Annotated in this window: 22 protein-coding genes and 1 pseudogene; 12 read left to right on the top strand and 11 right to left on the bottom strand. The window is 62.2% G+C overall.

Going from position 1 to position 26,160, the window contains the following annotated elements:
• Genes L8I05_RS06925 through L8I05_RS06915 form a run of 3 tightly spaced genes read left to right on the top strand, consistent with a single transcriptional unit; the run spans position 1 to position 2,405 of the window.
• The gene (locus tag L8I05_RS06925) at positions 1 to 705 is read left to right on the top strand and encodes an ABC transporter permease subunit (RefSeq protein WP_242167763.1); all 705 of its coding nucleotides are present in this window, start codon (positions 1 to 3) and stop codon (positions 703 to 705) included.
• Positions 706 to 711: 6 nt separating this feature from the next.
• Positions 712 to 1,410 carry an ABC transporter permease subunit gene (locus L8I05_RS06920; RefSeq protein WP_159956445.1) on the top strand — a complete coding sequence of 233 codons (699 nt, stop codon included), beginning with the start codon at positions 712 to 714 and terminating at the stop codon, positions 1,408 to 1,410.
• Entirely contained in the window at positions 1,407 to 2,405 is a 999-nt protein-coding gene (locus L8I05_RS06915) for a DMT family transporter (protein WP_242167761.1), read from the top strand. Before L8I05_RS06920 ends, L8I05_RS06915 begins: the two co-directional genes overlap by 4 nt.
• Here the strand turns inward: L8I05_RS06915 and L8I05_RS06910 are convergent.
• A pseudogene (locus L8I05_RS06910) lies at positions 2,361 to 2,900 on the bottom strand (TetR family transcriptional regulator C-terminal domain-containing protein); the annotation flags it as partial. The gene L8I05_RS06915 and the pseudogene L8I05_RS06910 overlap by 45 nt on opposite strands.
• 90 nt (positions 2,901 to 2,990) lie before the next feature.
• On the opposite strand from L8I05_RS06910, the gene L8I05_RS06905 reads away from it, so the two are divergent.
• Entirely contained in the window at positions 2,991 to 3,989 is a 999-nt protein-coding gene (locus L8I05_RS06905; RefSeq protein ID WP_242167759.1) for a succinylglutamate desuccinylase/aspartoacylase family protein, read from the top strand.
• 442 nt (positions 3,990 to 4,431) lie between these two features.
• Here the strand turns inward: L8I05_RS06905 and L8I05_RS06900 are convergent, their stop codons facing one another.
• From L8I05_RS06900 to L8I05_RS06890, 3 genes are read right to left on the bottom strand one after another with little or no spacing between them, the layout of a single operon-like run.
• Positions 4,432 to 5,685, bottom strand: a complete 1,254-nt coding sequence (locus L8I05_RS06900) for an EAL domain-containing response regulator (RefSeq protein WP_242167758.1) — start codon at positions 5,683 to 5,685, stop codon at positions 4,432 to 4,434.
• Positions 5,686 to 5,694: 9 nt separating this feature from the next.
• Positions 5,695 to 6,078, bottom strand: coding sequence for a response regulator (locus tag L8I05_RS06895; RefSeq protein WP_242167756.1), 384 nt, complete (start codon positions 6,076 to 6,078; stop codon positions 5,695 to 5,697).
• A complete protein-coding gene (locus L8I05_RS06890) occupies positions 6,063 to 7,412 on the bottom strand; it encodes a PAS domain-containing sensor histidine kinase (protein ID WP_242167754.1) in 1,350 nt (449 codons plus the stop codon). The genes L8I05_RS06895 and L8I05_RS06890 overlap by 16 nt, the downstream gene beginning before the upstream one ends.
• A 409-nt stretch (positions 7,413 to 7,821) precedes the next feature.
• On the opposite strand from L8I05_RS06890, the gene L8I05_RS06885 reads away from it, so the two are divergent.
• Genes L8I05_RS06885 through xylB form a run of 5 tightly spaced genes read left to right on the top strand, consistent with a single transcriptional unit; the run spans position 7,822 to position 13,806 of the window.
• Positions 7,822 to 9,354, top strand: coding sequence for a sugar ABC transporter ATP-binding protein (locus L8I05_RS06885; RefSeq protein WP_242167753.1), 1,533 nt, complete (start codon positions 7,822 to 7,824; stop codon positions 9,352 to 9,354).
• Positions 9,347 to 10,339 (top strand): ribose ABC transporter permease, encoded by a 993-nt coding sequence (locus tag L8I05_RS06880; protein WP_159956471.1) that lies wholly within the window; start codon positions 9,347 to 9,349, stop codon positions 10,337 to 10,339. Before L8I05_RS06885 ends, L8I05_RS06880 begins: the two co-directional genes overlap by 8 nt.
• Before the next feature lie 34 nt (positions 10,340 to 10,373).
• Positions 10,374 to 11,306 (top strand): ABC transporter substrate-binding protein, encoded by a 933-nt coding sequence (locus L8I05_RS06875; protein WP_159956472.1) that lies wholly within the window; start codon positions 10,374 to 10,376, stop codon positions 11,304 to 11,306.
• Between the two features lie 21 nt (positions 11,307 to 11,327).
• Positions 11,328 to 12,320: a LacI family DNA-binding transcriptional regulator gene (locus L8I05_RS06870; RefSeq protein ID WP_242167751.1), complete on the top strand. Its 993-nt coding sequence runs from the start codon at positions 11,328 to 11,330 to the stop codon at positions 12,318 to 12,320.
• A 16-nt stretch (positions 12,321 to 12,336) separates the two neighbouring features.
• Entirely contained in the window at positions 12,337 to 13,806 is a 1,470-nt protein-coding gene (gene xylB, locus L8I05_RS06865) for a xylulokinase (RefSeq protein ID WP_242167749.1), read from the top strand.
• A gap of 272 nt (positions 13,807 to 14,078) precedes the next feature.
• Here the strand turns inward: xylB and L8I05_RS06860 are convergent, their stop codons facing one another.
• The 3 genes from L8I05_RS06860 to L8I05_RS06850 all read right to left on the bottom strand — a co-directional run bounded on the left by L8I05_RS06860 (position 14,079) and on the right by L8I05_RS06850 (position 16,288).
• On the bottom strand, positions 14,079 to 14,537 hold the full coding sequence (locus tag L8I05_RS06860; protein ID WP_242167747.1) for a transposase: 459 nt from the start codon (positions 14,535 to 14,537) through the stop codon (positions 14,079 to 14,081).
• Positions 14,538 to 14,897: 360 nt separating this feature from the next.
• Positions 14,898 to 15,746 (bottom strand): NmrA family NAD(P)-binding protein, encoded by an 849-nt coding sequence (locus L8I05_RS06855; protein WP_242167745.1) that lies wholly within the window; start codon positions 15,744 to 15,746, stop codon positions 14,898 to 14,900.
• A gap of 98 nt (positions 15,747 to 15,844) precedes the next feature.
• Complete coding sequence (locus tag L8I05_RS06850; protein ID WP_242167743.1) at positions 15,845 to 16,288, bottom strand: Lrp/AsnC family transcriptional regulator; 444 nt, start codon at positions 16,286 to 16,288, stop codon at positions 15,845 to 15,847.
• 109 nt (positions 16,289 to 16,397) lie between these two features.
• Between L8I05_RS06850 and L8I05_RS06845 the strand changes: the two genes are divergently transcribed.
• Positions 16,398 to 17,303: a DMT family transporter gene (locus L8I05_RS06845; protein ID WP_242167741.1), complete on the top strand. Its 906-nt coding sequence runs from the start codon at positions 16,398 to 16,400 to the stop codon at positions 17,301 to 17,303.
• Here the strand turns inward: L8I05_RS06845 and L8I05_RS06840 are convergent.
• From L8I05_RS06840 to fabF, 3 genes are all read right to left on the bottom strand, one after another.
• On the bottom strand, positions 17,281 to 19,260 hold the full coding sequence (locus tag L8I05_RS06840; protein ID WP_242167739.1) for a U32 family peptidase: 1,980 nt from the start codon (positions 19,258 to 19,260) through the stop codon (positions 17,281 to 17,283). The two genes, L8I05_RS06845 and L8I05_RS06840, sit on opposite strands and share 23 nt — an antisense overlap.
• A 194-nt stretch (positions 19,261 to 19,454) precedes the next feature.
• The gene (locus tag L8I05_RS06835; protein WP_242167737.1) at positions 19,455 to 19,835 is read right to left on the bottom strand and encodes a RidA family protein; all 381 of its coding nucleotides are present in this window, start codon (positions 19,833 to 19,835) and stop codon (positions 19,455 to 19,457) included.
• Positions 19,836 to 19,906: 71 nt separating this feature from the next.
• Positions 19,907 to 21,175: a beta-ketoacyl-ACP synthase II gene (gene fabF, locus L8I05_RS06830; RefSeq protein ID WP_242167735.1), complete on the bottom strand. Its 1,269-nt coding sequence runs from the start codon at positions 21,173 to 21,175 to the stop codon at positions 19,907 to 19,909.
• 106 nt (positions 21,176 to 21,281) lie between these two features.
• On the opposite strand from fabF, the gene L8I05_RS06825 reads away from it, so the two are divergent.
• Entirely contained in the window at positions 21,282 to 21,758 is a 477-nt protein-coding gene (locus L8I05_RS06825) for a helix-turn-helix domain-containing protein (protein WP_159956490.1), read from the top strand.
• Here L8I05_RS06825 and L8I05_RS06820 read toward each other — a convergent pair whose 3' ends face one another.
• Positions 21,759 to 23,081, bottom strand: coding sequence for an OprD family porin (locus tag L8I05_RS06820; RefSeq protein ID WP_242167733.1), 1,323 nt, complete (start codon positions 23,079 to 23,081; stop codon positions 21,759 to 21,761). It lies immediately after the preceding gene.
• 461 nt (positions 23,082 to 23,542) lie between these two features.
• Between L8I05_RS06820 and L8I05_RS06815 the strand changes: the two genes are divergently transcribed.
• Positions 23,543 to 26,152 carry a hypothetical protein gene (locus L8I05_RS06815; protein WP_242167731.1) on the top strand — a complete coding sequence of 870 codons (2,610 nt, stop codon included), beginning with the start codon at positions 23,543 to 23,545 and terminating at the stop codon, positions 26,150 to 26,152.
• The last annotated feature ends 8 nt before the right edge of the window (positions 26,153 to 26,160 follow it).

Raw genomic sequence — 26,160 nt, 5'->3', positions numbered from 1 at the left:
ATGTTCGACCTTCTCAGCTTCGGCGACCAAGGATGGGGCAACGCGCTGCTTAAAGGGTTATGGATGACCCTGCAAATTTCCGCGGGCTCGTTCGCGGTGGGTTTGCTGATCGGCCTGGTGGTGGCCTGCGCCAAGCTCAGCGCGCCGCGCCCGATTGCACTGCTGATGCGCGACTACACCACGGTGTTTCGCGCGGTGCCGGAACTGCTGCTGATCCTGCTGCTGTACTACGCAGGCTCCATGGGCCTCAATGCGCTGATGATGTGGCTGGGGTTCGAGCAGGTGAACATCAGCGGCCCGCTGGTGGCGATCCTGGTATTGGGGCTGGTGCAGGGCGCCTATGCGTCGGAGATCTTCCGCGCGGCGATCCTGGCGATTCCCCACGGTCAGATCGAAGCGGCGCGCGCATTTGGCTTGAGCGGGTTTGGTCTGTTTCGTCGCGTGACCTTGCCGATCATGGCGCCCTACGCCCTGGCCGGCATGTCCAACCTGTGGATCAACCTGATCAAGGACAGCGCCTTGATCAGCGTGGTCGGCACCAATGAACTGCTGTACACCGCCAAGCAGGCGGCGGGCTCCACCCGCCAATACCTGCTGTTCTACCTCACGGCCGCTGCCTTGTATTACCTGGTGACGCTGGCTTCCAACTACCTGTCCGGGCGCCTGGAGCGACGTATTCGTCGCTGGATGCCGGTTGTCGAGTGAGCCGCCATGCCTGAGTGGATAAGCTATTACGCAGGGTTGATCGCCAAGGGCCTGCAAACCACCTTGTCGCTGCTGGCGATCTCGGCGGTGCTGGGCTTTGCGTTGGCGGTGCTGGTGGCCTTGGCGCGGTTGTCGCGGCGCAAATGGCTGGCGCGCAGTGCGCTGGCCTACACCAGCGTGCTGCGCGGCACGCCGCTGCTGATCCAGATCTATATTTTCTACTACGGGCTGGGCAGTTTATTTGCCCAGTTTCCGATGCTGCGCGGCAGCTTCCTCTGGCCGTTTTTGCGCGACGGTTACTGGTACATCGTGTTTGCCCTGGTGCTGTCGGTGGGCGCCTATGTGGGCGAAGTGATTCGCGGCGGCCTGCTGGCGGTGCCCAAGGGCGAAATGGAAGCCGCGTCCGCGTTCGGCATGACCGCACGCCAGGCGTTGCTGCGCGTACGCTTGCCAAGGGCGATGCGCCTGCTGTTGCCGACGTTGGCGGGGGAGACGGTGATGCTGCTCAAGTCCACCGCGCTGGCCTCGACAATCGCCGTGGTCGACCTGCTGGGCGCGGCCAACGTGGTACGCGCGCAGACTTTGCAGATCTATCAACCCTTGCTGCTGGTGGCCGGTGTCTACCTGTGCCTGACCTTCCTGATCGAAGGCGTCTACGCCATCGCCGAACGGCGTGGCACGCCGCTGCGCAGGTCAGTGGGATGAACCAGAACCGCGCGTTGCAAGGGATTGCCCTGTGCTCGCTGGCCTATGCGTTCCTGGCGTTGCAAGACGCTGTGATCAAGTGGCTGGTGGCCGATTATTCGGTGTTCAGCATTCTGTTCTGGCGCAGCCTGGTGGTGGTCGGTGCGTGTGTGATCGCCGGGCGCATGGGCTTGCTGCGCCGGGCCTGGACCTCGGTGAGCCGCAAGCTGCTGATCATTCGCGGGTTGCTGTCGTTGCTGGCGTGGTTGCTGTATTACACCGCCGCCAAGGACCTGACCCTGGCGGAAATGACCACGCTGTATTTCTCCGCGCCGATCATGGTCACGCTGCTGGCGGCGCTGATTCTCAAGGAGCGCGCCAGCCGGGGCCAATGGGTTTCGTTGATCATCGGCTTTGTCGGCGTGGTGATCGCCTGTCGCCCCAGCAATATGGTCGACCCGCTGCCCATCGCCCTGACTTTGGCCGCCGCATTGTGCTGGGCGTTCACCTACATCCAGTTGCGCCAGGTCGACCCGACCACCTCGGTGCTGGAACAGATGCTGATCACCAATGTTGTCTTTGTGATCTGCATGGCCGTGACGTTGCCCTGGACTCACACCCCGGCGCCGACACCCGCGTGGCTGGGCATGTTGGCCGCCGGGTTGGTGGGCGGTATCGGGCAATTCCTGTTGTTTGCCAGTTTCCGTCGGGCCACGGCGACCTTGCTTGCGCCGTTCGAATACACCGGTTTGATCTGGGCGTTTCTGTTGTCGAGCCTGATCTGGAGCACCTCGATGGACGTGTCGCTGATCATCGGCGCGGTGCTGATCGCCGTCAGCGGCACCTTGGCGATGCTCAGCGCGCGCCATCCCGAATCACAGGACGTGGTCGGCGCCGAATGCGCCGTGACGCAACCCTTGCACCCAGCAGCGGCAGATGTGCAAGCCGTTGGCCGGGCTGAAGGTGCCGGGGTTGAGGCACCCCTCGAGCCAGAGCCCGTCAAGCATCGCCGATAGGCCGATGGCCGCCAGGTGGCTGTCATGGATCACCAGGTTTTCGCTGCGTGCGAGGTCGTCGAGCAGTTGCTGGATCAGCGCCAGGTAGGCGCGGTAGCTGTTTTCGTGGGACTGGTTTACGTGGGGCGAATGGCGGATCAGGCTCCAGAACACCACCCACACGCCGAGCAGGTCGGGGTCCATGACGCGCGGCGAAAACGAGGCGCTGAGAAACGCATCCAGGCGTGCGGCGGCGCCTTCGGCCAATTCGACTTGTGCCCATAGCGCGCGGGTCAGCTCACTGGCGAGCTTGTGGTAGGTCTCGGCGATCAGTGCATCAATGCTGCCGAAGTGGTGGTTGAGCAAGCCCACGGAAACACCGGCTTCAGCCGCGATCTTGCGCACGGAAATCCCCGCATGGCCATCGCGGGAAAGGCAGGCGAGGGTGGCGGCAACCAGCAGGTCCCGGCGTTCATCGGGGTCGGCACGGCGCAGTTTGGGAGGGTCGATGCTCATGGGAATGCCTTTGATGAAAGACCAGAGCGCCAAGGTTAGTTGAACGTGTGTTCAATCTCTAGCAATTAAATGATCAGAGGAGGGCAAGGCATGGCAAAAGACCTTTCGTGGCAGGTAGCAGGCGACGCCGGCAACCGGCTGCACATCGGCGCCTGGCGTTTCGAAGGCGACGGCAGCGGGCCCAAGGTGCACCTGCAAGCGGGTGTGCACGCCGATGAAATCGCCGGGATGCTGGTGCTGCACCAGTTGCTGCCGCGCTTGCAGGCTTGCCGGGATCAGGGCCTTCTCAAGGGCACCGTGACTGTCGTGCCCCAGGCGAATCCCTTCGGTATCGGCCAATTTCGCCAGGGCAAGTTGTTGGGGCGTTTCCACGAAGCCACCGGGCAGAACTTCAACCGTGCCTTCGATCATTCCCTGGCCATGGAACGCCCGGCAAGCAACCTGGCGCAGTGGCAAAAAAGCCTGGTGCAACTGGCGGCCGACGCCGACCTGGTGCTCGACCTGCACACCGACGACGAGGCCCTGCCTTACCTCTATATCCACCGCAGCTTCTGGCCGGAACAAGGCCTGGCCCTGGCGGCGGCGTTGCAGGTGGAGGTGGTGATTGTCTGGGATGACGGCGGCGACGGTTCTTTTGAAGAGACCATCATCAACCACGGCGCACCACAGCTGGCGGCGACGATCGAATTGCGCGGCCAGGCGGATGTCAGCGACGCGCTGGCGCAGCAGGACGCCGATGGGCTGTGGGCCTGGCTGTGCATCAACGGCGTGATTGATGAAGTGGCGGCCATCAACGAATGGCAAGGTGAAGTCGTGGAGATGGGCTGTATGGAAACCATCCTCGCACCCTGCGCGGGTGTGCTGGTGTTTGAAAAACATCTGGGCGATCAGGTCGAGGAGGGCCAGCGTTTTGCCCGGATTATCGGCCGCCCTGGCGATCCGTCTTCAGAAGTGATCTTGCACGCCGCGCAAACCGGCCGCATGCTCACCGGCCACCGCGAACGCTTGGTGTCCCAGGGTTCGGTGGTGGCCAAATTTACCGGCACGCGCCTGTCCGACAGCTACAGCGGCGGGGTGTTGGACCCATAAGATTGTGGATGTACCCCTCATCCAACTGTGGGAGCAGGCAAGCCAGCTCCCACCTTCGACCGCATTTTTCCAGGCTGTAACCCAGTCAACTGTGGGAGCGGCGGTGCGACGATTCGACTTGCCCGCGAAGGCGGTGTGTCAGGCCATACATGAGTCAGCTGACCCACCGCTATCGCAGGCAAGCCAGCTCCCACACTCAACCGCATTTTTCCAGGCTGTAACCCAGTCAACTGTGGGAGCGGCGGTGCGACGATTCGACTTGCCCGCGAAGGCGGTGTGTCAGGCCATACATGAGTCAGCTGACCCACCGCTATCGCAGGCAAGCCACCGAATCTGCACCCAGCACCCTAAAGTGCCGCCGTCGGAACTCGCCCTGATCAGCGGCGCCGAGCGCTTGAGTGCTACCCACCACGGGCTGATCGATTGTGTGCGCGAGGCCGTTTCACAGCCTGGGCAGGCGTTCCAGTAACAGGCGCTCAAGGGTGGCTGCCGGCAGCGGCCGGCTGAACAAATACCCCTGAATCTGATCGCAGCCGGCGTCCTTCAAAAACGCCAGCTGCGCCTGGGTTTCCACGCCTTCGGCAACCACTTGCAGGCTCAGGCTATGGGCCAGTTCAATGATGGTGCGGGTGATCGCCGCGTCTTGCGGGTTGGTGGTGACTTCGCGGATAAACGCGATGTCGATCTTCAGCGTATCGATGGGGAATCGGCGCAGGTACGCCAGGCTTGAATAGCCGGTGCCGAAGTCATCGATGGAGATCTTCACGCCCAGGTTGCGCAAGCGTTGCAGGCTGGCAATGGTGTGCTGGGTGTTTTCCATCAGCGAGCCTTCGGTCAGCTCGACTTCCAGCCAATGCGGTGCGACGCCGGTTTCTATCAGGATGCGTTCGATGTCGGCAATCAGGTCGCCTTCGATCAATTGATGACCGGAAACGTTGACGGACACCTCGACGGCGCCAATCAGGCCGCGTTGCCACTCGGCAATCTGCTGGCAAACGGTGTCGATCACCCAGCGCCCGACCGGCACGATCAACCCCAGGCTTTCCAGCACCGGTACGAACACCGCCGGCGACACCGCGCCGTAGCCGGGGCGCTCCCAGCGCAGCAGGGCTTCAAGGGCGCATATCTGCCCGCCGGCAAGTTCGACCTTGGGTTGGTAATGCACCGTGAATTCATTGAGTTCCACTGCTTGGCGCAGGGCATTTTCCAGGTCCTGGCGCGCCAGGTCATGCACGCTCATGCCTGCCGGCGCGCCCGTTTGCCGTCGCAGTTGCTGCTCCAGCACCAGGTTGTGGGTTTTCAACTGATCGCCACGCGCCTTGAGACGCAGCAGGTTGCGCACGCGCAACCACAACTCGGCACGTTCCACCGGTTTGCTGATGAATTCCTCGGCGCCGGTTTCCAGCCCGCTGACCCGCGCGCTCGGCTCACTGAGGGCCGAGAGCATGATGATCGGGATGCTGGCGGTGGTTTCGTCGCCCTTCAGCTGGCTGGCGACTTCATAGCCGTCCATGCCCGGCATCATGATGTCCAGCAGGATCAGGTCGGGTGGCTGTTGCGCCACGAGCTGCAGGGCCTGTTCACCGCTGCTCGCACTCAGGGTCTGGTAGCCCTGGTGTTGCAGCAGGGTTTCCAATAGCTTGCGAACCTGGGGTTCGTCATCGACGATCAATAGCGTTGCGGGTTGGCTGGCCATGGAGAGGACTCATAGAAGAGGGTTGATGTGTGGTTGCAACAAGGTGTCGATGACCTGGTACAGCTCCTTGTAACGCAGCGGCTTGATGATATAGGCGTCGCAACCGGCCAGCCGGGTCTTTTCGCGGTCTTCCTTCATGGCCATGGCGGTCAGGGCGATCACCGGAATGTGCGCGGTATTTGGGTCTTGCTTGAGCAGCGACGTGGCGGCGAGGCCGTCCATGCCCGGTAGCTGAATGTCCATCAGGATCAGTGCCGGTTGTTTTTCCCGTGCCAGGGTCAGGCCGGTTTCCGCATCCGCCGCCCATAAAACAGTGTGACCGGCATTGAGCAGCAACAAGCGCGCCAGGCGCATGTTTGCCTCGTTGTCTTCGACGATCAGGATTTCGGCCATACAGCCTCCGGCGCACGGTGCAGGGGCAGCCACACCACAAAACGCGTGCCCAGGCCTGCGCGGCTGGCCACGGCGACGCTGCCGCCATGCAGGTCGGTCAGTTGCTTGACCATCGCCAGGCCCAGGCCTGTGCCTTCGAATTTACGCGCCAGGCTGCTGTCGATCTGGCTGAAGGCCTTGAACAGCTTGCTCATGTCCTCCTCGGCGATGCCAATGCCGGTGTCGCTGACACTCAATTCCAGGAACTGCGCGTGGGTGCCGGGTTGCAGGGCGAAGCCGTGGGCCGGCCAATCGCCGGGGATCTGCCCGACCTGCGCGCGGCTAACTTCGCGCACCGCCAGGGTCACGCTGCTGCCGTGTTCGCTGAACTTCACCGCATTGGCCAGCAGGTTGTAGACGATCTGCTTGGTCTTGCGCAGGTCCAGTTCCAGGGTGCCGAAATCGGCCTCGCATTCCAGCTTCAACTGGATGCGTTGCAGCGCGGCTTTTTCGCGCACGATCAATAAACTGTTGGCGAGCAAGCCCGCCAGTTCCACGGGCTCCAACTCCAGGTCCATCATCCCGGCCTCGACCTTGGAGAGGTCAAGAATGTCGTTGATCAGTGACAGCAGGTGCTGGCCGCTGGTGAAGATGTCGCCGATGTATTCGCGCTGCACCTCGCTCATGTCGCCGACCAAGCCATCCTTCAAGGCCTCGGAAAAGCCAATCACCGCGTTCAGCGGCGTGCGCAGTTCGTGTGACATGGTGGCGAGGAACTCGGACTTCATGTGGTTGGCGTGTTCCAGTTCCAGATTCTTTTCTTCCAGCGCGCGTTCGAAGCCTTTGCGCTCGGCTTCTTCCTGTTTGCGCGCAGTGTTGTCGGTGCCGATCAGCAGGTAGCCGATGATCGTGTCGTGGCGGTTGCGCAAGGCCGTGACCGAGACCATCGCTGACAGGCGACTGCCGTCCTTGCGGATATAGGTCAGCTCGTAAATATCTTCGATGCCGCGCGAGGCCTTGAACACCAGGGCTTCGAAGCCTGGGTTGATCGGCGTGTCCAGCTCCAGGCTGAGGGCTGCGGCGCGGGTAATCAGCTCGGTGGGGTCGGAAATGTCGGCGGGGGTAATGCGGTTCAGCACGTCGTCGGCGGCGTAACCGAGCATGCGTTCGGCGCCGACATTGAAGATTTGGATCACGCCTTTTTCGTCGGTGGCGATGCTGGAAAAATACGCGCTGTTGAAGATCGCGTCTTGCAGGGCGCCGGTCTTGAGCAGGGTTTTCTGACGTTTGAATTCGACGATTTTTTCGGCCCGCGATTGCGGTTCGAGTGGTCGATCGGTGGGGCTTTTATCCATCGCGGTAGCGTTCCGGGAACTTCAGGCCCGCCATCATCGACAGCCGATGGCGCAGAGCATGCTCACAGAAGATCGCGCAAAGGCGATGAGGAGGAGATGAGGTCTTTGAACAATAGCAGAGATAGGTGGGAGCTGGCTTGCCAGCGATGCAGGCACTTCGGTGCATCAGGTACAACCCGTTGATGCCATCGCAGGCAAGCCAGCTCCCACAGTTGATTGACTTCAGCCTCCAGGCCGCTGTGCTCAATTTTGATCGACATCCCACACGATGCGGTTTTCGCGCTTTAGCAGTTGATGAAACGTTTAACCAAACGATAAACGGCGTACGCAAGCGCTTGCGTAAGCAAATGTATCTGGCATAGAGTCGGCGGCACTCGCCTACAAAAATAATAATGCCAGGAGCTCATCCATGAGCCTTGAACCCTTGCTTGAGATGCAGGGCATCAGCAAAACCTTCAACGGTTTGCGCGTGCTCAAAAATGTTGGCCTGAAGGTCTACCCCGGTGAAATTCACGCACTGATGGGGGAGAACGGCGCTGGCAAATCGACCCTGATGAAAATCCTCTCCGGCGCTTACCAGGCCGACCCCGGCGGTGAAATCCGCATCGACGGCCAGCCCGTCGCCACCTTCGACCCTGCCACCGCCAAAACCCTCGGCATCGCCGTGATTTATCAGGAATTGAGCCTGTGCCCGAACCTGAGCGTGGCCGAGAACATCTACCTGGGCCGCGAACTGCGGCGCGGCTGGACCATTGATCGCAAGGGCATGCAAGAAGGCTGCGTCGAAGTGCTGCAACGCCTGGGCGCCGAGTTCAAACCCGCGACGCCGGTGAGCAGCCTGTCGATTGCCGAGCGCCAGTTGGTGGAAATCGCCCGCGCCCTGCATGCCCATGCCAGGATTCTGGTGATGGACGAGCCGACCACGCCACTCTCATCGCGGGAGACCGACCGCCTGTTTGCCCTGATCAAACAGCTGCGCAGCCAGGGCCTGGCGATCATCTACATCAGCCACCGCATGGCCGAAATCTACGAGTTGTCGGACCGGGTCTCGGTGCTGCGCGACGGCCAGTACATCGGCGAGCTGACCCGCGATGCGTTATCGGCCGACGTGTTGGTGAAAATGATGGTTGGCCGCGATCTCTCCGGCTTCTACAAGAAGGAGCACGCCTCCTATAACCCCGGCAACGTGGTGATGCGCGTGCGTGACATGGCCGATGGCAAGCGCGTGCGCCAGTGCAGTTTCGACCTGCACGCCGGTGAAGTGCTGGGCATCGCCGGGCTGGTTGGGGCAGGGCGCACCGAACTGGCGCGGCTGATCTTCGCCGCCGACCCGCGCACCTCCGGCACGCTGGAAGTAGTTGGCAAAACCGTCACTCAGCTGCGCAACCCGGCGGATGCGATTCGTGCGGGTGTGGTGTACCTCACCGAAGACCGCAAGGCCCAGGGCCTGTTCCTGGACATGAGCGTGGCCGACAACATCAACGTCTGCGCTTGTGTGCCGGACGCGCATGCCGGTGGCGTGCTGGATCGCGGCCATGCTGCGCAGCGTTCGAATGACGCGATCAAGTCGCTGTCGATTCGCGTGGCGTCGGGCAAGGTCAATGTCGGCGCGTTGAGCGGCGGCAATCAACAAAAAGTCCTGTTGGCGCGGTTGCTGGAGGTCAAGCCGCACGTGCTGATCCTCGACGAACCGACGCGGGGCGTGGACATCGGCTCCAAGTCCGAGATCTACCGCATCATCAATCAACTGGCGCTGGCGGGGGTTGGCATCGTGGTGATTTCCAGCGAGCTGCCGGAAATCATCGGCACCTGCGACCGCGTGCTGATCATGCGCGAAGGCCAATTGGTGGCCGAAGTCGGCGGGGCTTCGGGCCACGCCATTTCCCAGGAACGCATTATTGACCTCGCCACCGGTGGCGATCAGGTGGCTGCCCATGGCTGATTCAAACAACAACGCACTGACCCTCGCACCCGTCGGCAAAGCGGAGCGCATTCGTGAACTGATGCGCACCGTCGGCATGCTGCCGGTGCTGGTATTGCTGCTGGTGGGCTTTGCCCTGGCCAGCGAAAACTTCCTCACCGTGCAGAACCTGTCGATCATCACTCAGCAGGCTTCGGTGAATGTGGTGCTGGCGGCGGGCATGACCTTTGTGATTCTCACGGCGGGCATCGACTTGTCGGTGGGGGCGATTCTGGCTGCGTCCGCGGTGGTCGCGTTGCAGGCGTCGATGTCGCCGCAGTTCGGCATGTTCGGGATCGCCGCCGGTGTCGGTTTCGGCCTGTTGCTGGGCTTGGTCAACGGTGGCTTGATTGCCTTTATGCGCCTGCCGCCGTTTATCGTCACCCTCGGCGCGCTGACGGCCATGCGTGGCCTGGCGCGGCTGCTGGCGGATGACAAAACCGTGTTCAACCCCGACCTGCCGTTTGCGTTTATCGGTAACGACTCCGTGCTGGGCGTGCCGTGGCTGGTGATCATCGCGGTGGCGGTGGTGGCGCTGTCGTGGTTCATCCTGCGCCGCACGGTGATGGGCGTGCAGATCTACTCGGTGGGCGGCAACCCTGAAGCCGCGCGGCTGTCGGGCATCAAGGTGTGGAAGGTGCTGCTGTTCGTCTACGCCATGTCCGGTGCATTGGCCGGGCTGGGTGCGGTGATGAGCGCCTCGCGCCTGTTCGCCGCCAACGGCCTGCAACTCGGGCAATCCTATGAGCTGGATGCGATTGCCGCCGTGATCCTCGGCGGCACCAGTTTTACCGGCGGCGTCGGCACCATCGGCGGCACGCTGATCGGCGCGCTGATTATCGCGGTACTCACCAACGGCCTGGTGCTGCTGGGGGTCTCGGATATCTGGCAGTACATCATCAAAGGCATTGTGATCATCGGCGCGGTGGCGCTGGATCGTTATCGCCAATCCGGCGCACGCACCTGATTTCACTCCCCTAACAATCACAAGAGAGACCCGCATGAACTTCAAACGCCTGTTTCCCGTTATTGCCTTGGCTGCCGTGATGTCCAACGTCGTCGAAGCCCGAGAGCTCAAGGCCCTCGGCATCAGCATGGGCTCGCTCGGCAACCCGTATTTCGTGACCCTGGCCGACGGCGCCACGGCGCGGGCCAAGGAACTGAACCCCAACGTCAAGGTGACCTCGGTGTCGGCTGACTATGACCTGAGCAAGCAGTTTTCGCAGATCGATAACTTCATCTCGTCCAAGGTCGACCTGATCCTGCTCAATGCTGTCGACCCCTCGGCCATGGCCTCGGCAATCAAGAAGGCCCGCGATGCCGGGATCGTCGTGGTGGCGGTGGATGTGGACGCCAAGGGCGTGAACGCCACCGTGCAAACCGACAACGTCGAAGCCGGCAAGCTGGCCTGCCAGTTCCTGGTGGACAAGCTCGCGGGCAAAGGCAATGTGATTATCCAGAATGGCCCGCAAGTCACCGCCGTGACCGACCGCGTTAAAGGCTGCAAAGCCGCACTGGCCGGCGCGCCGGACATCAAGGTGCTGTCCGATGACCAGGACGGCAAAGGCTCGCGCGAAGGCGGCTTGAACGTAATGCAGGGCTATCTCACGCGCTTCCCGAAAATCGACGGCCTGTTTGCGATCAACGACCCGCAAGCGATTGGCAGTGACTTGGCGGCCAAGCAACTGAAACGCAGCGGCATCCTCATCACGTCCGTGGACGGCGCACCGGACATCGAAAATGCGCTGAAGACCGACACGCAAATCCAGGCCTCGGCCAGCCAGGACCCATGGGCCATGGCGCAGACTGCTGTGAATGTCGGCAATGACATTCTCAACGACAAAGCCCCGGCCGAAGCGGTTACCCTGCTCACGCCAAAACTGATCACCCGCGACAACGTCGGGACGTACAGCGGGTGGTCGAGCAAACATTGATTCATTGAAGGGGAGCGCGTCGTGGTCACCATGGATGACGTGGCAAGCAGGGCGGGTGTGTCGACGTCGACCGTGTCTCACGTGTTAAACGGCACACGCAAGGTCAGCGCGGCCACGCTGCAGGCGGTACAGCGCGCGATTCAGGAGTTGGGTTACATCCCCAACACCCTGGCGCGCTCGCTGGCCCGTTCGAGCACCAGCACGATCGGCGTGGCGATCTCGGCGCTGTCCAACCACTACTTCAGCGAAACCGTGCACGCGATAGAAACCGAGTGCGCCAAACACGGCTACATGATGCTGTTTGTCGACCCCCACGACGACCCGGAGCAGGAGCTGCGGGTGGTCACCGCGCTGCATCATCGGCGCGTCGACGGGATTTTGCTGGCCCCGTCCACCGGTTCAAAAGCCCTGGAATACCTGCAGGCCAATGAGATGCCGACGGTGCTGGTGGACCGCATGATGAGTGAGCAATTCGACCAGATCGGGGTGGAGAATACCCAGTCCACCGAGGCCCTGGTCGCCCATCTGATTGAACACGGGCACCGCCGCATCGGCTTTATCGCCGGGCGTGCGGGGCTGGGTACGACCGATGAGCGCGCGGCCGGTTACCGCGCCGCCTTGCAGGCAGCGGGGCTGGTGTTTGATCCGCAACTGTTGGTCAACGGCGGTTCCAACAGTGAGCCTGCCCGGCAAGCGACGGCGCAGTTACTGGCATTGCCGCAGCCGCCGACCGCGATCATGGCGGGCAATAACCTGATGACGTTGGGCGCCATGCACGCCCTGCGTGACGCGAACATTGAGGTGCCGGGGCAGATCGCCCTGGTGGGTTTTGATGATTTTGACTGGGCGGATTTTTTCGTGCCGCGCCTGACCTTGATTGCCCAGCCCGTCAAGGAACTCGGCGCCCGCGCGGTGCAGATGCTGCTGCAACGCATGGCCTCGCCCGGCGCACCAGTGCAAAGCGTGCGCCTGGCGCCGCGCCTGCAATACCGTAATTCATGTGGCTGTATTTGATTGGAATAACCCCCGTATGAGCAGTCCTGTTTCCCTCGGTATTGATCTGGGCACCTCCGAACTCAAGGCGATCCTCATGGACGTCGACGGCGCCGTACTCGCCCATGCAGGTGTGCGCCTGAGTGTGTCGCGGCGCCATGGCGGCTGGTCCGAACAGGCGCCGGACGACTGGTGGCAGGCGTGTTTGCAGGCGCTTGAGCAGTTGCGCGCCCATGCGGCGTTCAGTCGGGTGGCGTGTATCGGGTTGTCCGGGCAGATGCACGGCGCGGTGCTGCTCGGTGCTGACGACCGCGTGTTGTACCCGGCAATCCTGTGGGACGACTCGCGCGCTGTCGCCGAAGCGGAGCAGCTTGGGCCTGGCTTTGCCGAAGTCACCGGCAGCTTGCCCATGGCCGGGCTGACCGCACCGAAACTGCTGTGGTTGCAAGCGCATGAACCCGAGGTGTTCAAGGCGATTGACTGCGTGCTGTCGCCCAAGGATTACCTGCGCTTGCGCCTGAGTGGTGAGCGCATCAGCGAGATGTCCGATGCTGCCGGCACCTTGTGGCTCGACGTGGCGCACCGCGAATGGTTTGCGCCGATGGTGCGCGCCACCGGCCTTGCACCTGCGCAGATGCCCAGATTGGTCGAAGGCGGCGCGGCGAGTGCGTGTTTGACGCCGAGTGTTGCTGCAAGGCTGGGCTTGTCTGCCGAGGTGGTGATTGCAGGGGGCGGCGGCGATAACCCGGTGGCGGCCGTCGGCATCGGCGCAATCAATGCCGGGGATGGGTTCATCACCCTGGGCACCAGCGCGGCCATCGTCGCCATCACCGATCACGCCGCCGGCAACCCGGCCAGCGCGGTGCACAGCTTCTGCCACGCGCTGCCCAATCGCTGGTACACCATGGGCGCCATGCTGGCCGGCGCCAGTTGCCTGCGTTGGGTTACGCGGCTGACCGGCAGCCAGGACGAACAAACCCTGCTGGATCAGGTGCAGGCACAGTTGCCGATTACACAGCCCGTGCCGCTGGACACGCCGCTGTTTTTGCCCTACCTGGCGGGCGAACGCACGCCGCATAACGACCCGTTGCTGCGCGGCGGCTTTATGAACCTGGGCCACGATTGCACCCCGGCGATGCTCGGTTATGCGGTGATGGAAGGTGTGGCGTTTGGCTTGCTCGACGCCTTGCACGCCGTGCAGTCAGCCGGCGCCAGCGTCGGTGCCTGCGCCCTGGTGGGCGGCGGCGCGCGCAGCGAATACTGGGCGCAGTTGTTGGCGAATATCCTGCAACGGCAGATTTTTACCTTGCAGGGCAGCGAATTAAGCGCCTGCATTGGCGCGGCGAAACTGGGGTTATTGTCGATCGGGCAGGGCACGGACTTGTTGCAGGCGGGCATGCCGGTCAAGACGCGGTATTGGCCTGATGTGAAGCAACAGCCGGTGCTTGAGGCGCGCTATCGCAAGTTCCGGGGGTTGCTGGCGGCGGCGAAGGGGTTGCACGACTGATCAGGCGTCTTGTGGTCAGCGGGCGTTTTGTAGCCACAGGGCTTAATGTGGATAGTGGGTTTCCTGTGGTGAGCGGGCGTGTCGTGGCGAGCGGGCTTGCCCCGCGTTGGGCTGCGCAGCAGCCCCAAACCAGCCACCGCGCTTTTCCGGATGATTTGAGTCGCCAGGTTTCGGGGCCGCTTCGCGCCCCAACGCGGGGCAAGCCCGCTCGCCACGACAAGCCCCGCTCGCCACAACAGGCCCGCTCGCCACAACCGCAGTAAGCTCCGGACTCACAGCCAGGCAGCATCCCACAACGGATAATCCCCAATCTGCTCGACCAGCCCCGCCCGCAGAGGGTTGGCGATCACGTAGCGCGCCATTTTTCGCAAGTCTTCATCGGCCCGCACCGCACGGTCGTGATAGCCGCGCTGCCAGAATCGCTCCCGGCTGCCTCGGGCTCGATTGATGCTTAGCGTACTGCGCGACTTGGTCTGTCGCATTACATCGGGCAGGGTCGAGTTATGCAGATCGAACAGCCAATGGAAGTGATCCGGCATGATGACCCACGCCAGTGAATTGACTTGACCCGCGTCGTGGGTTCGTTTGAATTCGGCTACCAATAACCGCCCCAGTTCAAAACGGTTGAACAAGGGTTGGCGCTGATGCACCACGGCGGTAACCAGATAAGCGCGCCCTGGTTCTGAGTAGCGACCACGGCGTAACCGGTGAGAGTTTGGCTGACGAGACAATCCGTTGCTCCTTGCATGGATAAGAAGCTATGACGCTAGCAGCGCCGGTGGATTGGCCGTGTTGAGTTCGGTGTCTCCATATTTCCAGTGGGCCTGTTGTCTAGAGCAGCCCTGTTGTAGAGAGCGGTGCCTGTTGTAGAGAATGGGGCCTGTCGTGGCGAGCGGGCTTGCCCCGCGTTGGGCTGCGCAGCAGCCCCAAACCAGCCACCGCGTTTTCCCGGATGATTTGAGTCGCCAGGTTTCGGGGCCGCTTCGCGCCCCAACGCGGGGCAAGCCCGCTCGCCACAACAAGCCCGCTCGCCACGACAGCCCCGCTCGCCACAGGAAGCCCGCTTACCACATCAGGCCTGCTCCCGCGAGTTACCCGACCAGGGTGCGCAGCACGCTTTCCAGCGAGGTGGTTCCCTTCAGCACCTGTTCATGCTCGAAACAGATCCAGCCTTCGTTGAATCCATCGACCATACGCATGCGCGGCAATGGGTTTTGTGCGCCCTGGCCGCGCAGCAATGCTTCCCAGGTATCGCGCTCAACCACTTCGGCGTGTACCTCGCGGCCAAGCAGGTGGGTCAGGGTTTGGGCGATGTCATTCGGGCTGACCCACTGGCTTTCCAACTCGACCACGCGGTGGCCGGCCCAGTCTTGTTGCAGCAACTGCGCGGCGAGTGTGCCGATGTCGGCGGTGGCAACCATGGGTACGCGCTTGTCGAGCGGTTGCAGGAAGCTATGGATCACGCCGGTGTCACGTGCGGTGGTGACATCGTACGCAGCGTTTTCCATAAACCAGCCAGGGCGCAGGAAGGTCACGGGGATGTCCAGGGCGCTCAACGCCTGTTCCATCAATGTGCGCTGGGTCAGCAGGTTAAGTTCTGTGGCCTGCGCGCCGATGGTCGACAGGCACAAGACTTTTTCCGGCGCGGCAGCCTTGAGGGCCTGGCTAACGGCTGCAATTACGGTGCGCGCTTCCGGAAAACCAGGCAGTGGATCGAAGCCCGGCGGCGGCAGGATGAAGACGCCGGTTGCGCCCTTGAATGCTTCCGTCAGCGCTTGGGCATCTTCCATCGCGGCAAACGCGATTTCGCAGCCCTGATCCGCCCAATAAGCCGCTTTGCCGGCGTCGCGAATAACGGCGCGAACGGGAAGACCTGCGTTGAGGAGATTGCGCGCCAAGGCGCCGCCGACTTTGCCTGTGATGCCAGTAATAACGTACATGCGCTTTACACCTGTGGGTTCCAATGAGTGGAGCCCAGCATAAAGACCGCCCAGCGATGACAGAATAGCGATTGCGTCACTGCGTTAGTGACGCAAAATCACGAATCAGCCAGCGGCGGCAAACGCCGTTTGACCGGGGTTTTCTTGACGATGGCGGTGTTGGTTTCGGCGCTGGCCGTGATCCGGTCGAGCAGGGCGTCGAGGTGGTCCATGGTGCGCACATGCAGGCGCGCGATAAAGCAGTCTTCGCCCGTGACCTTGTCGCATTCGGTGAACTCGGGAATCGCCTGGATCAGGCGCTCCACCTCCTGCAACTTGCCCGGCAACGGGCGGATGCGCACGATGGCTTGCAGCAGGTAGCCAAAGTGTTTGGGGTCGATGTCGACGGTGTAGTGGGTCAGCACGCCGCGCTCTTCCAGGCGACGCAGGCGTTCGCCGACGCTGGGCGACGACAGCCCGGTAATGCCCGCGAGGGCCTTGAGCGACAGGCGCGAATCGTCCATCAAGGCCGCGATCAGTTGCTGGTCGATAGTGTCAATCATGCTGCCCGCCTAATAAGAAAAGGTGAATGAGGATTTTTGCCTATTTTAGTCGCTGGAGCCGCTGACCTGCAGATTGCCATAATTGAGCCTCACTTGAGGAGCTTGCATCGTGGACACATCTATCCGTCGCGGGTCGTGGGAAATGGTCGCCGCCATGTTGATTTCGGGCACCATCGGCTGGTTTGTGCTGGTGTCGGGCGTGTCGGTGATCGAAGTGGTGTTCTGGCGCTGCGTGATCGGCGCGCTGACGCTGTTGCTGGTGTGCGCGTTGCTGGGTTACCTGCGGCTGGAGCTGCTGACCTGGGCCAAGCTCGGCCTGGCGATGCTCAGCGGCGTGGCCATCGTCGGTAACTGGTTGCTGTTGTTCGAATCCTATTCACGCGCGTCCATCGCGATCAGTACGGCGGTGTACAACGTGCAGCCGTTTATGTTGGTGCTGCTGGCGGCGCTGTTTCTCGGTGAGAAGATCACCGTGCAGAAACTCGCGTGGTTGAGTGTGGCGTTTCTCGGCATGCTGGCGATTGTGACTGCCCATGGCGAACAGCAAAGCGGTGGGGGTGATTACCTGGCGGGTATCGCGCTGGCCTTGGGCGCGGCGTTTTTGTATGCGATTGCGGCGTTGATTATCAAGCGTCTGAAGGAAGTGCCGCCGCACTTGATGGCGCTGATCCAGGTGACCACCGGCGCACTGTTGCTGGCGCCGTTAGTGCCCTGGAACAGCTTGCCCAACGCAACCAATGCCTGGGCGGCATTGGTCACGTTAGGCGTGGTGCACACCGGCCTGATGTATGTGCTGTTGTACGGGGCGATCCAGAAACTGCCGACTGCCATAACCGGCGCGCTGTCGTTTATCTACCCGATTGCGGCGATTTTTGTCGACTGGATTGCCTTCGGGCATCGCCTGGGCTGGCTGCAATGGCTGGGGGTTGCGGCGATTTTGTTGGCGGCTGCCGGGTTGCAGCGGGGCTGGTGGTGGCCCCGCTTCCCAAGGGCTAGTGCGTGCCCTGAAAGATGATACTTTCCGGGTCGAAATGACCCACGCCGCTGCCTGGTTGCGGCAAGCCCAGGATGTGCCCCTTGATCTTGCCCACCACGTGCATCTCGCACGGCTTGCAGTCGAACTTCAGCGTCAGCACTTCATCGCCGTGGATCAGTTGCATCGGCGCTACCTTGGTCTTGACGCCCGTCACACCCTTGGCCTGTTTAGGGCACAGGTTGAACGAGAACCGCAGGCAGTGCTTGGTGATCATCACCGGCACTTCGCCGGTTTCTTCGTGGGCTTCGAAGGCCGCGTCGATCAACTTCACACCGTGACGGTAGTAAAAATCACGGGCTTTCTGGTTGTAGACGTTGGCCAGGAACGACAAATGCGCTTCCGGGTAAACCGGTGGCGGCGACGTCTCGGCCTTGCGCCCGCCACGCGGGTGAGCCGCGACGCGTGCGGCGGTCAGCGCCTCGATCACTTCGCGGCGCAGGGCCTTGAGCTGCGAGTTGGGGATGAAAAACGCCTGTGGCGCGTCCAGCTCGATATTCGTCGCGTGGTACTCGGTGGTGCCGAGTTGACCGAGCAGGTCGCGCAGGGTGTCCAGCGCCTGTTCCGGCTTGTTGGCCACGCCAAACGGGCCGGGCAGGGTGATGCTGGCGCTGATGCCTTCTTCGCTGGTCGCGGTCACTTCCAGTTGGTCTTCACGCAAGCGTGCGACCCATGCCAAGCCAATACGGCGCTCGGCCGAGGTCTTGAGCAGCGCCTGTTGCCAGTTATGGTCGAGGTTGCGGTTCAGCGGATGGTTCGGGCGCAACTGGTGCAGACCGGCCGGCATTTCATTCGGCTCGACGCGGTAGCGGTAGCGCTTCTCTCCGTCTTCTTCGAACTCGCCTTTGGGTTCGGCGATGTTGGCGCGGAAACCCACGACTTCGCGCTTGACCAGCACATTCAGGCCGTCGCCGTTGGACAGCGGCTCGTGAGTGACCACCTGCAAGTCGCGCTTGCCGGCTTTTTCCACCCTGCCCACCGGCAGGCCGGTGAAGGTGGGCGTGTCGAACGCGCCGATGTCGATCTTGCGGTCGGTGACGAAGTAGTCAGTGCTGCCACGGTGGAAGGTTTTTTCCGGGTCGGGCAGGAAGAAATGCGCGGTACGGCCGCTGGACGCGCGAGCCAGATCGGGGCGGTCTTCGAGGACGTCGTCGAGGCGTTGGCGGTAATAGGCGGTGATGTTTTTCACATAGCCCATGTCCTTGTAGCGGCCTTCGATCTTGAACGAGCGCACACCGGCCTCGACCAGGGCGCGTATGTTGGCGCTCTGGTTGTTGTCTTTCATCGACAGCAGGTGCTTTTCAAAGGCCACGACGCGGCCCTGGTCATCTTTCAAGGTGTACGGCAGGCGGCAGGCCTGGGAGCAGTCGCCACGGTTGGCACTGCGGCCATTCTGCGCGTGGGAAATATTGCACTGCCCGGAGAACGCCACGCACAGGGCGCCGTGGATAAAGAACTCGATGGCGGCATCGGTTTCGTCGGCGATGGCGCGGATTTCCTGCAGGTTCAGCTCACGAGCCAGGACCAACTGCGAGAAACCGGCCTGGTCGAGAAACTTGGCACGGCCCAGGGTGCGAATGTCGGTCTGGGTGCTGGCGTGCAGCTCGATGGGCGGAATATCCAGCTCCATCACGCCCAGGTCTTGCACGATCAAGGCGTCGACACCGGCGTCGTACAGCTGATGGATCAGCTTGCGCGCAGGTTCCAGCTCGTTGTCGTGCAGGATGGTGTTGATAGTGGTGAACACGCGGGCGTGGTAACGGCGGGCGAATTCGACCAGTTGAGCGATATCGCTCACCTCGTTGCACGCATTGTGGCGGGCGCCGAAGCTCGGGCCACCGATGTAGATGGCGTCGGCGCCATGCAAGATCGCCTCGCGCGCAATGGCGACATCGCGGGCAGGGCTGAGCAATTCAAGGTGATGCTTGGGCAAGGACATAGTTTTTTTAGTCAGGCTTGTCACGGTCGAGGCGCGCATTGTAGCCGTGAAATGCCCGAGCGGCATCTACCACAGGGCGTCATGTGGGAGCTGGCTTGCCTGCGATGCCGGCAACTCGGTACATCTGGCACACCGAGGTGATGCAATCGCAGGCAAGCCAGCTCCCACATTGGATATCTATTGCGGGTGATAACTTAGGCCTGGGCGGCCATCGCGGTGACTTCCACGCGCATGCCTTCTACCGCCAATGCAGCCACGCCTACAGCAGCACGAACCGGCCATGGCTTGGCGAAAAAGCGCTTGTAGACTTCGTTGAATGCCGCGCGATCAGCCATGTCAGTGAGGTAGATGGTCAGGTGCATCACCCGGTCCATGGAGCTGCCGGCTTTTTCCAGCGCGACTTTCAGCGCTTGCAGGGTGCATTCGCTTTGCAGGGTGATGTCGCCCAGTTCCAGGCTGCCGTCGGCGCGCGTTGGGATTTGCGTGGAGACCAGGATGCCGTTGAAGCCGATCACGTCGGAGGAAATCGAATCGGCATCCGGGTCGGGGGTGTAGGACAGGTCGTGGTTGGCCATGGGCGCCTCTTGTTGGCTTAAACAGAAGGCGCACATGGTCCCCGAAAATCACGGCAGGGGCAAACCGGGGGTTATGCCCAGCGGCGGAACAGCACGCTGGCATTCACGCCGCCAAAGCCGAAGCCGTTGGACAGCGCATATTCAATCGGCATATGCCGCGCCGCGCCGCGCAGCATGTCCAGGCCGTCGGCGAGGGCGTCCGGGTTTTCCAGGTTCAGCGTCACCGGGGCGACCTGATCGCGCAGGGCGAGCACGGTGAAAATCGCTTCGATGCCGCCTGCCGCGCCGAGCAAATGGCCGGTGGCGGATTTGGTCGAGCTGATGGCTGGGTGGCCACTGGCGCCGAATACCGTCTTGATGGCGGCCAGTTCGCCTTTGTCGCCCACGGGTGTCGACGTCGCATGCGCATTCAAATACTGCACCTGGGACGCCTCGATGCCCGCCTGGCGGAACGCCTGGGTCATGGCCCGACGCGCGCCATCACCGTCTTCCGGCCCGGCGGTCATGTGGTAGGCGTCGGCACTGGTGCCATAACCGACCAGTTCGGCGATCGGCTGAGCGCCGCGTGCCAGCGCGTGTTCGAGTTCTTCGATGACCAGGATGCCGGCACCTTCGCCCATCACGAAGCCGTCACGTGCCTGATCGAAAGGCCGCGAGGCACGCTCAGGCGTGTCATTGAAGTCACTGGACAACGCGCGCGCCGCCGCAAAACCCGCCAGGCTGACCCGATGAATCGCCGCTTCCGCACCGCCACACACCGCCACATCGACTTCACCGGCACGGATCATCCGCGCCGCGTCGCCAATCGCTTGCACGCCCGCCGCGCAGGCCGTTACCGGTGCGCCCAGCGGGCCTTTCAAGCCGTAATTGATCGACACATGCCCGGCGGCCATGTTGCTCAGGAACGAAGGAATAGTGAACGGCGACAGGCGGCGCGGGCCTTTGCTGTCGGTGGTGCGCACGGCATCGGCAATCGCCGGGAAACCGCCGACGCCGGAGGCAATGATGGTCGCGGTGCGTTCCTGTTCTTCCGGCGTTTTCGGCGCCCAGCCGGCTTGCTTCAAGGCTTCATCCGCCGCCGCCAGGGCGAACAGAATGAAGCGGTCCATTTTGCGCTGTTCCTTGGCGGCCAGCAGGCGATCAGGATCAAAACCGGCTTCAGGGTCTTGCAGCAGGCTTTGCACCTGGCCGCCGATGCTTACCGCCAGGTCACCGATCAACTCTTCCGGCAGGCGGCGGATCCCCGACTGCCCGTTCAACAGGCGTTGCCAGGTGGATTCCACGCTGGCACCCAGCGGCGTCAACGCGCCCATGCCTGTCACGACGATACGTTTACTCATGATCAATCGACTCCGGTTGCTTGAGGGATACACAGCTGTGGACGTCACTATCATGATGAAAGTAACATGGCGTCACATAACTTTGTACTGCCACACAGGAACCGCCATGCAACGTAAGTCCCTTGTCAGCGACGAATGCCCCATCGCCCGTAGCCTTGAGCGCGTAGGCGAGTGGTGGAGCATGTTGATCATGCGCGACGCCTTGCATGGCCTGCGCCGCTTCGATGAGTTCTCGCGCAGCCTGGGCATTGCGCCGAACATGTTGACGCGTCGTTTGAATGGCCTGGTCGAGGCCGGGATGCTCGAACGCCGCGCCTACAGTGAGCGGCCGCCACGCTACGAATACGTGCCGACGCCCAAGGGCGAGGACTTTCGCATGGTGCTGATGGCGTTGGTGGCGTGGGGCAATCGGCATTACGCCGAAGAGGGCACCAGTGTCGAGGTGGTAGAGCGCGAGACGGGTCTGCCGGTGCAGCCGATGATGGCCACCGCCGCAGGCGCCTTGGTGGCGTTGGACGAGTGCGTGGTGCAGGCCGGTCCAGCCGCCAGCGCAGGCATGCGCCAACGGCTGAACCCGGCGTGATTACAGCAGGGTGAACGGGTAGTCGACGATCAGCCGCAGCTCGTTCAACTTGCCATCGCGCTGGTCGGCGTTCGACGACACCATCGCATCACGCACGCGCAGCGACAGGTTTTTCGCCGGGCCGCTTTGCAACACGTATTTGGCTTCCACATCGGTCTCGTGGTGGTCGCCATCGGCACCGTAATCGCCAACATAGGCGCTGTTGGCCGGGGTGTGGGTGCCGTTGATGTCCGAGCCGTTGACGTAGCGGGTCATGAAACTCAAGCCCGGCACCCCATAGCTGGCCATGTTGAGGTCATAGCGGATGCCCCAGGACTGTTCGCCCGGGCCGTTGAAGTCGCCCCACTGAATCGAGTTGGCCAGCAACACCGAGTCGCCGCCTTCGCCCGCGCCGTTGTTGCCGGTGCCGATGTAATCGAACGGCGTATCGCCATGCACTTTCTGGAACGACAGCGTCAAGGTGTGCGCCGCCAGGAACGAGTAGGCCGCCGCCACCGAATACGTGGTGTTGTTGATCGCCCCGGCCTTGGCGCTGCCGGTGTCGAGGGTGCGGTACAGGTTGCCATCCAGCGCCAGTGACTGGTCATGGCCCAGCGGCAACACGTAGTTGAGGTTGGTGTAGTACTGGCGCCAGATATCTTCCAGTTCACCGGCGTACAGGGTCGCGCTCAGTGACGGCGTGAAGGTGTATTTGCCGCCGATGAAACTCGCACTGTTGGCCGCGACGTTGGCGTAAGTGGCGTAGATATCGTGGTCGTGGTTGCTGGTCATGCCGCTGTTGGTGCTGGTGAAGTGCCCGGCTTCCAGGTCCAGGTCGGCGATTTCGCTGCTGGTCAAGTCAAAGCCGGTGGCGGTCTGCGGCAGAATACGCGTGCCGCCGGTGGCGAAGACCGGGGCGGTGGGCTGCATGTCCCCGAATTTCAGCTCGGTCTTGGAGACCTTGATTTTCACCGCCGCGCCGACTGAGCCGTAGCCGTTTTCCGGGTCGCCATGGCGGTCGGTCGGCAGGTCACCGGTGCCGGCATCAGCGTGGGTGGCGTCCAGCTTCATCGCGCCATAGGCGTAGGCGTCCACGCCAAAACCGATGGTGCCCTGGGTAAAGCCCGAGGCGTAGTTGAGCATCGCCCCTTGGGTCCAGTCGCGGTTGTCAGCCTTGCCGCTTTGACGGTCGCGATCGAAGTAATAGTTGCGCAACAGCCCGGTCACGCTGCTGCCCTCGATAAAGCCTTTGGAATCGGCCTGGTCGGTGACGGACTCGGCCAACGCCATTTGGCTGACGCTGGCGCACACCGCCAGTGTTAACAGGCTCCACTGTTTGATCATGTTGTTACTTCCCCGGAATAATTAACGCGTGCACAGAAACACCGCAATTGTTGAAATGGCGCAGCAGTTTTGTTGGCAGGGTTTTCAGTGAGCGTAATGCCGTTTTTATTGTGCTCGACGAGCTTGTCGAGGCTGATTTTTAGCATATTTTTCGCGGGCTGCAGCGCAGTTGCGGATTAAACTCGATTAATTAAACTTCACCTCTTTTAATTTTTCGCAGGTGTAGCGTGGGCAGGGTCTTAGCCGCTCTGCTTCGACAAGAACCTTTGGTTTGCCGCCGCAGGCTCTGCGGCGGATTTTTTAGATCTAGTTAAATAAACGTATATAAATAGGTAAGCCTTTAAATTGCCACTAAGTAGTGGCGATATGATTTTGCTCGTCCCAATTATTTGCTTGTAACAAGACTGTTGCACTTGCTCGCCAATAATCCCGTCTCCCATGCCACATCAAGGAGACAGGTCATGCAGGTCAACCCGGTCGACAGCACACCCAAAGCGGGCGAAAACGCCAACTGGAACAAAGCGGTGTCCAGGGCGGTAGACAATCAGCCTGGCGACAACCGCCTCGGGCCTGATACAAAACGGCCCCAAGGCGACTTTCGCAGCGCGCAGCAAATCATCGACGACAACCCCCTGCTGAAAAACCTGGGCAACCAGAGTGGCGTGAAAGACAAACTGCGTGAGCGCGTGGGCGATTTCGAGCATGACCCCGAAGCGGCCTACCGCGCCAGCAGGGTGCTGGAGCACATCGAAAAGCTCGACGAAAACGGCAAACCCACGGTTAAACGCGCAGAGCTGAACGACGCCGGCAACGGCAAGGTCGACGGGTTTACCAAAGGCGGGGATGCGCGCCACGGCACGGAAGCCGGGCGCCTGCAGGATTTCGGCAAATACGGCTGGGACACCCTCAAAGGCGATCTACCCGTCACTTCACCCAAGGCCGCGCCCAAGGGCGATGCACCGTCCAATCATTTGCCACTGCCCGGCGAAGGGCGCCCGTTGGGCGATACCCGCAGCGCCCAACAAATCATCGACGACAACCCCTTGCTGAAAAACCTCGGCAACCAGAGCGGGGTCAAGGACAAGCTGCGCGAGCGCGTCGGCGATTTCGAGCACGACCCCGATGCCGCCTGGCGTGCGGCGCAGGTGCTCAACTATGTCGAAAACTACGACGAAACCGGCGAGCACATTGACGGTGGCAACGTCGGCAATGGCCGCATCGACGGTTTCACCAAGGACGGCGAAGCCCGCCACGGCACGGAAGCGGGGCGCCTGCAGGACTTCGGCAAATACGGCTACGACAACCTCAAAGGCCTGGACGGCAACAGCGCCGACGACCAGATCAAGGACTTGAACGCCAAGGCCACCGAGGACGCGGTCAAGGCGGCCGGCGGTGACGCTTCCAAGGTCGGTGCCGACTATTTTGCCGGCGGCCACAGCAGCGCCAGCGGCGCGGACAAAACCGCGGCGATTATCCAATTGTCCACGGGCCTGGCCAACTACAAGGCCGGTGCGGATGCGTTCGCGCACCAGGGGCCGGATGCCGCCAATGAGTGGTCGGGTGACGGCAAGTCGCCGGGCCAGCAGCGTGAAGATTTCATCAAGGACATGCAGAGCCGCATCGACACGCTCAGCAAAGACCCGGATGTGCAGCAGTTCCTCAACACCCAGGGCACCGAACAGCTGCAGAAAACCGTCGCCGCCGACCCGGCCCTGAAAGCCGAGATGGAGCGCCGCCTGCAGGCGTCATCGAGCACCGATGCGCTGGAAAGCGCCTTTGCGGTCAAGGGCGCCAGCACCACCGATGCGTTGTCGAGCTTTATCAAGTACCCGGACTTCTACGCCCAGGCGCTCGGCAAGCAACCCGACTACAAGAAAACCCTGGAAAACGCCCCGCAGGCGATCAAGGACAAGGTCAAGGCCGAGTACGCCGACATCACCTCCGGCAAGCAAATCAACGACCTCATCGCCAGCGGCGTACCGGCAGACAAGGCGGTGATTCAATCCGGCGTAAACAAAGCCATATTCGACGCGGTGCTCGACGACAAGACCGTGCAGGCGGGCAGCTCGAGCTTCAACGACGTCGCCGCCAAGCTCGGGCGCGAGGACCTGCTTAAAGGCCAGTCCATCGACGACTTCTACCGTGGCCTCGGCGTGACCGGCGCCAGTGACCCGCGCCTTGAGCAAGTGATCAACGACAACATCGCCGCGTTCACCGCGCCTGGCGAAGCACCGCCCAAAACCGCCGACATCATCAGCGGCATTCGTGCGGTGGAAGACGCCATGCGCGGCGGCGCCAAGTTCGATGACGCGATCAAGAAAGTCCAAAGCAGCTGGGGCGGCAAGCTACCCGCTGGAGTCAGCGCCACCTACAAAGCCGGGGTGATGCATGGCGTGTCCGGTGTGTTGCTGGCGGGCGCCATCGGCACGCGCATTGCCGGTGGCAAGGGCGGCAGCACCGCGCAAACGGTGGGGCAGTCGTTCCAGGCGGCCGGGCTGTTTATGGAAGGCGGCGCCAAGTTTGTCCAGGACCAGTTCGACCGCACCCAACAAGGCACCTACAAGTTTGATGCACCCAAGTATGTGAAAGACGTGGAGAACGTCGGCAAGAGCCTGGGCGGCGTAGCGGGCAACGTGCTGGGGCTGGTCACCGGGGCAATTTCGGCGAAAAACTCGGCACAAAGTGGCGATAAGGTCGGAGCCGGTTTCCAGGGCACGTTTGCCGGGCTCAATGGCTTGTCGGCCGTGGCCGGTATGGTGGAAGTCGCGACCTACGTGGTGCCGCGCATTACTACGGTGGCCGCAGGCGTTGCGGAGGCGGCGGGGGTCATTGGTGGCGCGGCGGGCGCCCTGGCCGGTGCGGTGGGCGGGATTGCAGCCGTCGGCGGCTTGATCTACGCGATCATTGCCGACATCAAGGCCGACAATGCGCGCAAGAAACAGCAGGAGGATTGGTACAAAGGGCTCACCGATCAACTCAACGGCTTCGGCGTCACGCCGCCGCCATTGGATGTGATCATTGCGCCGAAAAATGGCTATGTGGACGTGGGTAATCCCAGCGCCAATTACTGACTGAGGTC

The organism is Pseudomonas sp. MONT-RG-20F-20-E-7-02, assembly GCF_022662395.1.
Taxonomy (GTDB): domain Bacteria; phylum Pseudomonadota; class Gammaproteobacteria; order Pseudomonadales; family Pseudomonadaceae; genus Aquipseudomonas.
The sequence above is the reverse complement of the archived record's forward strand: the minus strand, read 5'-3'. Positions and strand labels throughout refer to the sequence as shown.

Bases quoted from the DNA above. Each gene is read 5' to 3' on its own strand.
- L8I05_RS06900 (WP_242167758.1), bottom strand. From the start codon at position 5,685: ATGGCCAGCCAACCCGCAACGCTATTGATCGTCGATGACGAACCCCAG.
- fabF (WP_242167735.1), bottom strand. From the start codon at position 21,175: ATGAGTAAACGTATCGTCGTGACAGGCATGGGCGCGTTGACGCCGCTG.
- L8I05_RS06915 (WP_242167761.1), top strand. From the start codon at position 1,407: ATGAACCAGAACCGCGCGTTGCAAGGGATTGCCCTGTGCTCGCTGGCC.
- L8I05_RS06880 (WP_159956471.1), top strand. From the start codon at position 9,347: ATGGCTGATTCAAACAACAACGCACTGACCCTCGCACCCGTCGGCAAA.
- L8I05_RS06920 (WP_159956445.1), top strand. From the start codon at position 712: ATGCCTGAGTGGATAAGCTATTACGCAGGGTTGATCGCCAAGGGCCTG.
- L8I05_RS06815 (WP_242167731.1), top strand. From the start codon at position 23,543: ATGCAGGTCAACCCGGTCGACAGCACACCCAAAGCGGGCGAAAACGCC.
- L8I05_RS06875 (WP_159956472.1), top strand. From the start codon at position 10,374: ATGAACTTCAAACGCCTGTTTCCCGTTATTGCCTTGGCTGCCGTGATG.
- L8I05_RS06835 (WP_242167737.1), bottom strand. From the start codon at position 19,835: ATGGCCAACCACGACCTGTCCTACACCCCCGACCCGGATGCCGATTCG.
- L8I05_RS06905 (WP_242167759.1), top strand. From the start codon at position 2,991: ATGGCAAAAGACCTTTCGTGGCAGGTAGCAGGCGACGCCGGCAACCGG.
- L8I05_RS06855 (WP_242167745.1), bottom strand. From the start codon at position 15,746: ATGTACGTTATTACTGGCATCACAGGCAAAGTCGGCGGCGCCTTGGCG.
- L8I05_RS06820 (WP_242167733.1), bottom strand. From the start codon at position 23,081: ATGATCAAACAGTGGAGCCTGTTAACACTGGCGGTGTGCGCCAGCGTC.
- L8I05_RS06840 (WP_242167739.1), bottom strand. From the start codon at position 19,260: ATGTCCTTGCCCAAGCATCACCTTGAATTGCTCAGCCCTGCCCGCGAT.
- L8I05_RS06885 (WP_242167753.1), top strand. From the start codon at position 7,822: ATGAGCCTTGAACCCTTGCTTGAGATGCAGGGCATCAGCAAAACCTTC.
- L8I05_RS06890 (WP_242167754.1), bottom strand. From the start codon at position 7,412: ATGGATAAAAGCCCCACCGATCGACCACTCGAACCGCAATCGCGGGCC.
- L8I05_RS06850 (WP_242167743.1), bottom strand. From the start codon at position 16,288: ATGATTGACACTATCGACCAGCAACTGATCGCGGCCTTGATGGACGAT.
- L8I05_RS06925 (WP_242167763.1), top strand. From the start codon at position 1: ATGTTCGACCTTCTCAGCTTCGGCGACCAAGGATGGGGCAACGCGCTG.
- xylB (WP_242167749.1), top strand. From the start codon at position 12,337: ATGAGCAGTCCTGTTTCCCTCGGTATTGATCTGGGCACCTCCGAACTC.
- L8I05_RS06825 (WP_159956490.1), top strand. From the start codon at position 21,282: ATGCAACGTAAGTCCCTTGTCAGCGACGAATGCCCCATCGCCCGTAGC.
- L8I05_RS06895 (WP_242167756.1), bottom strand. From the start codon at position 6,078: ATGGCCGAAATCCTGATCGTCGAAGACAACGAGGCAAACATGCGCCTG.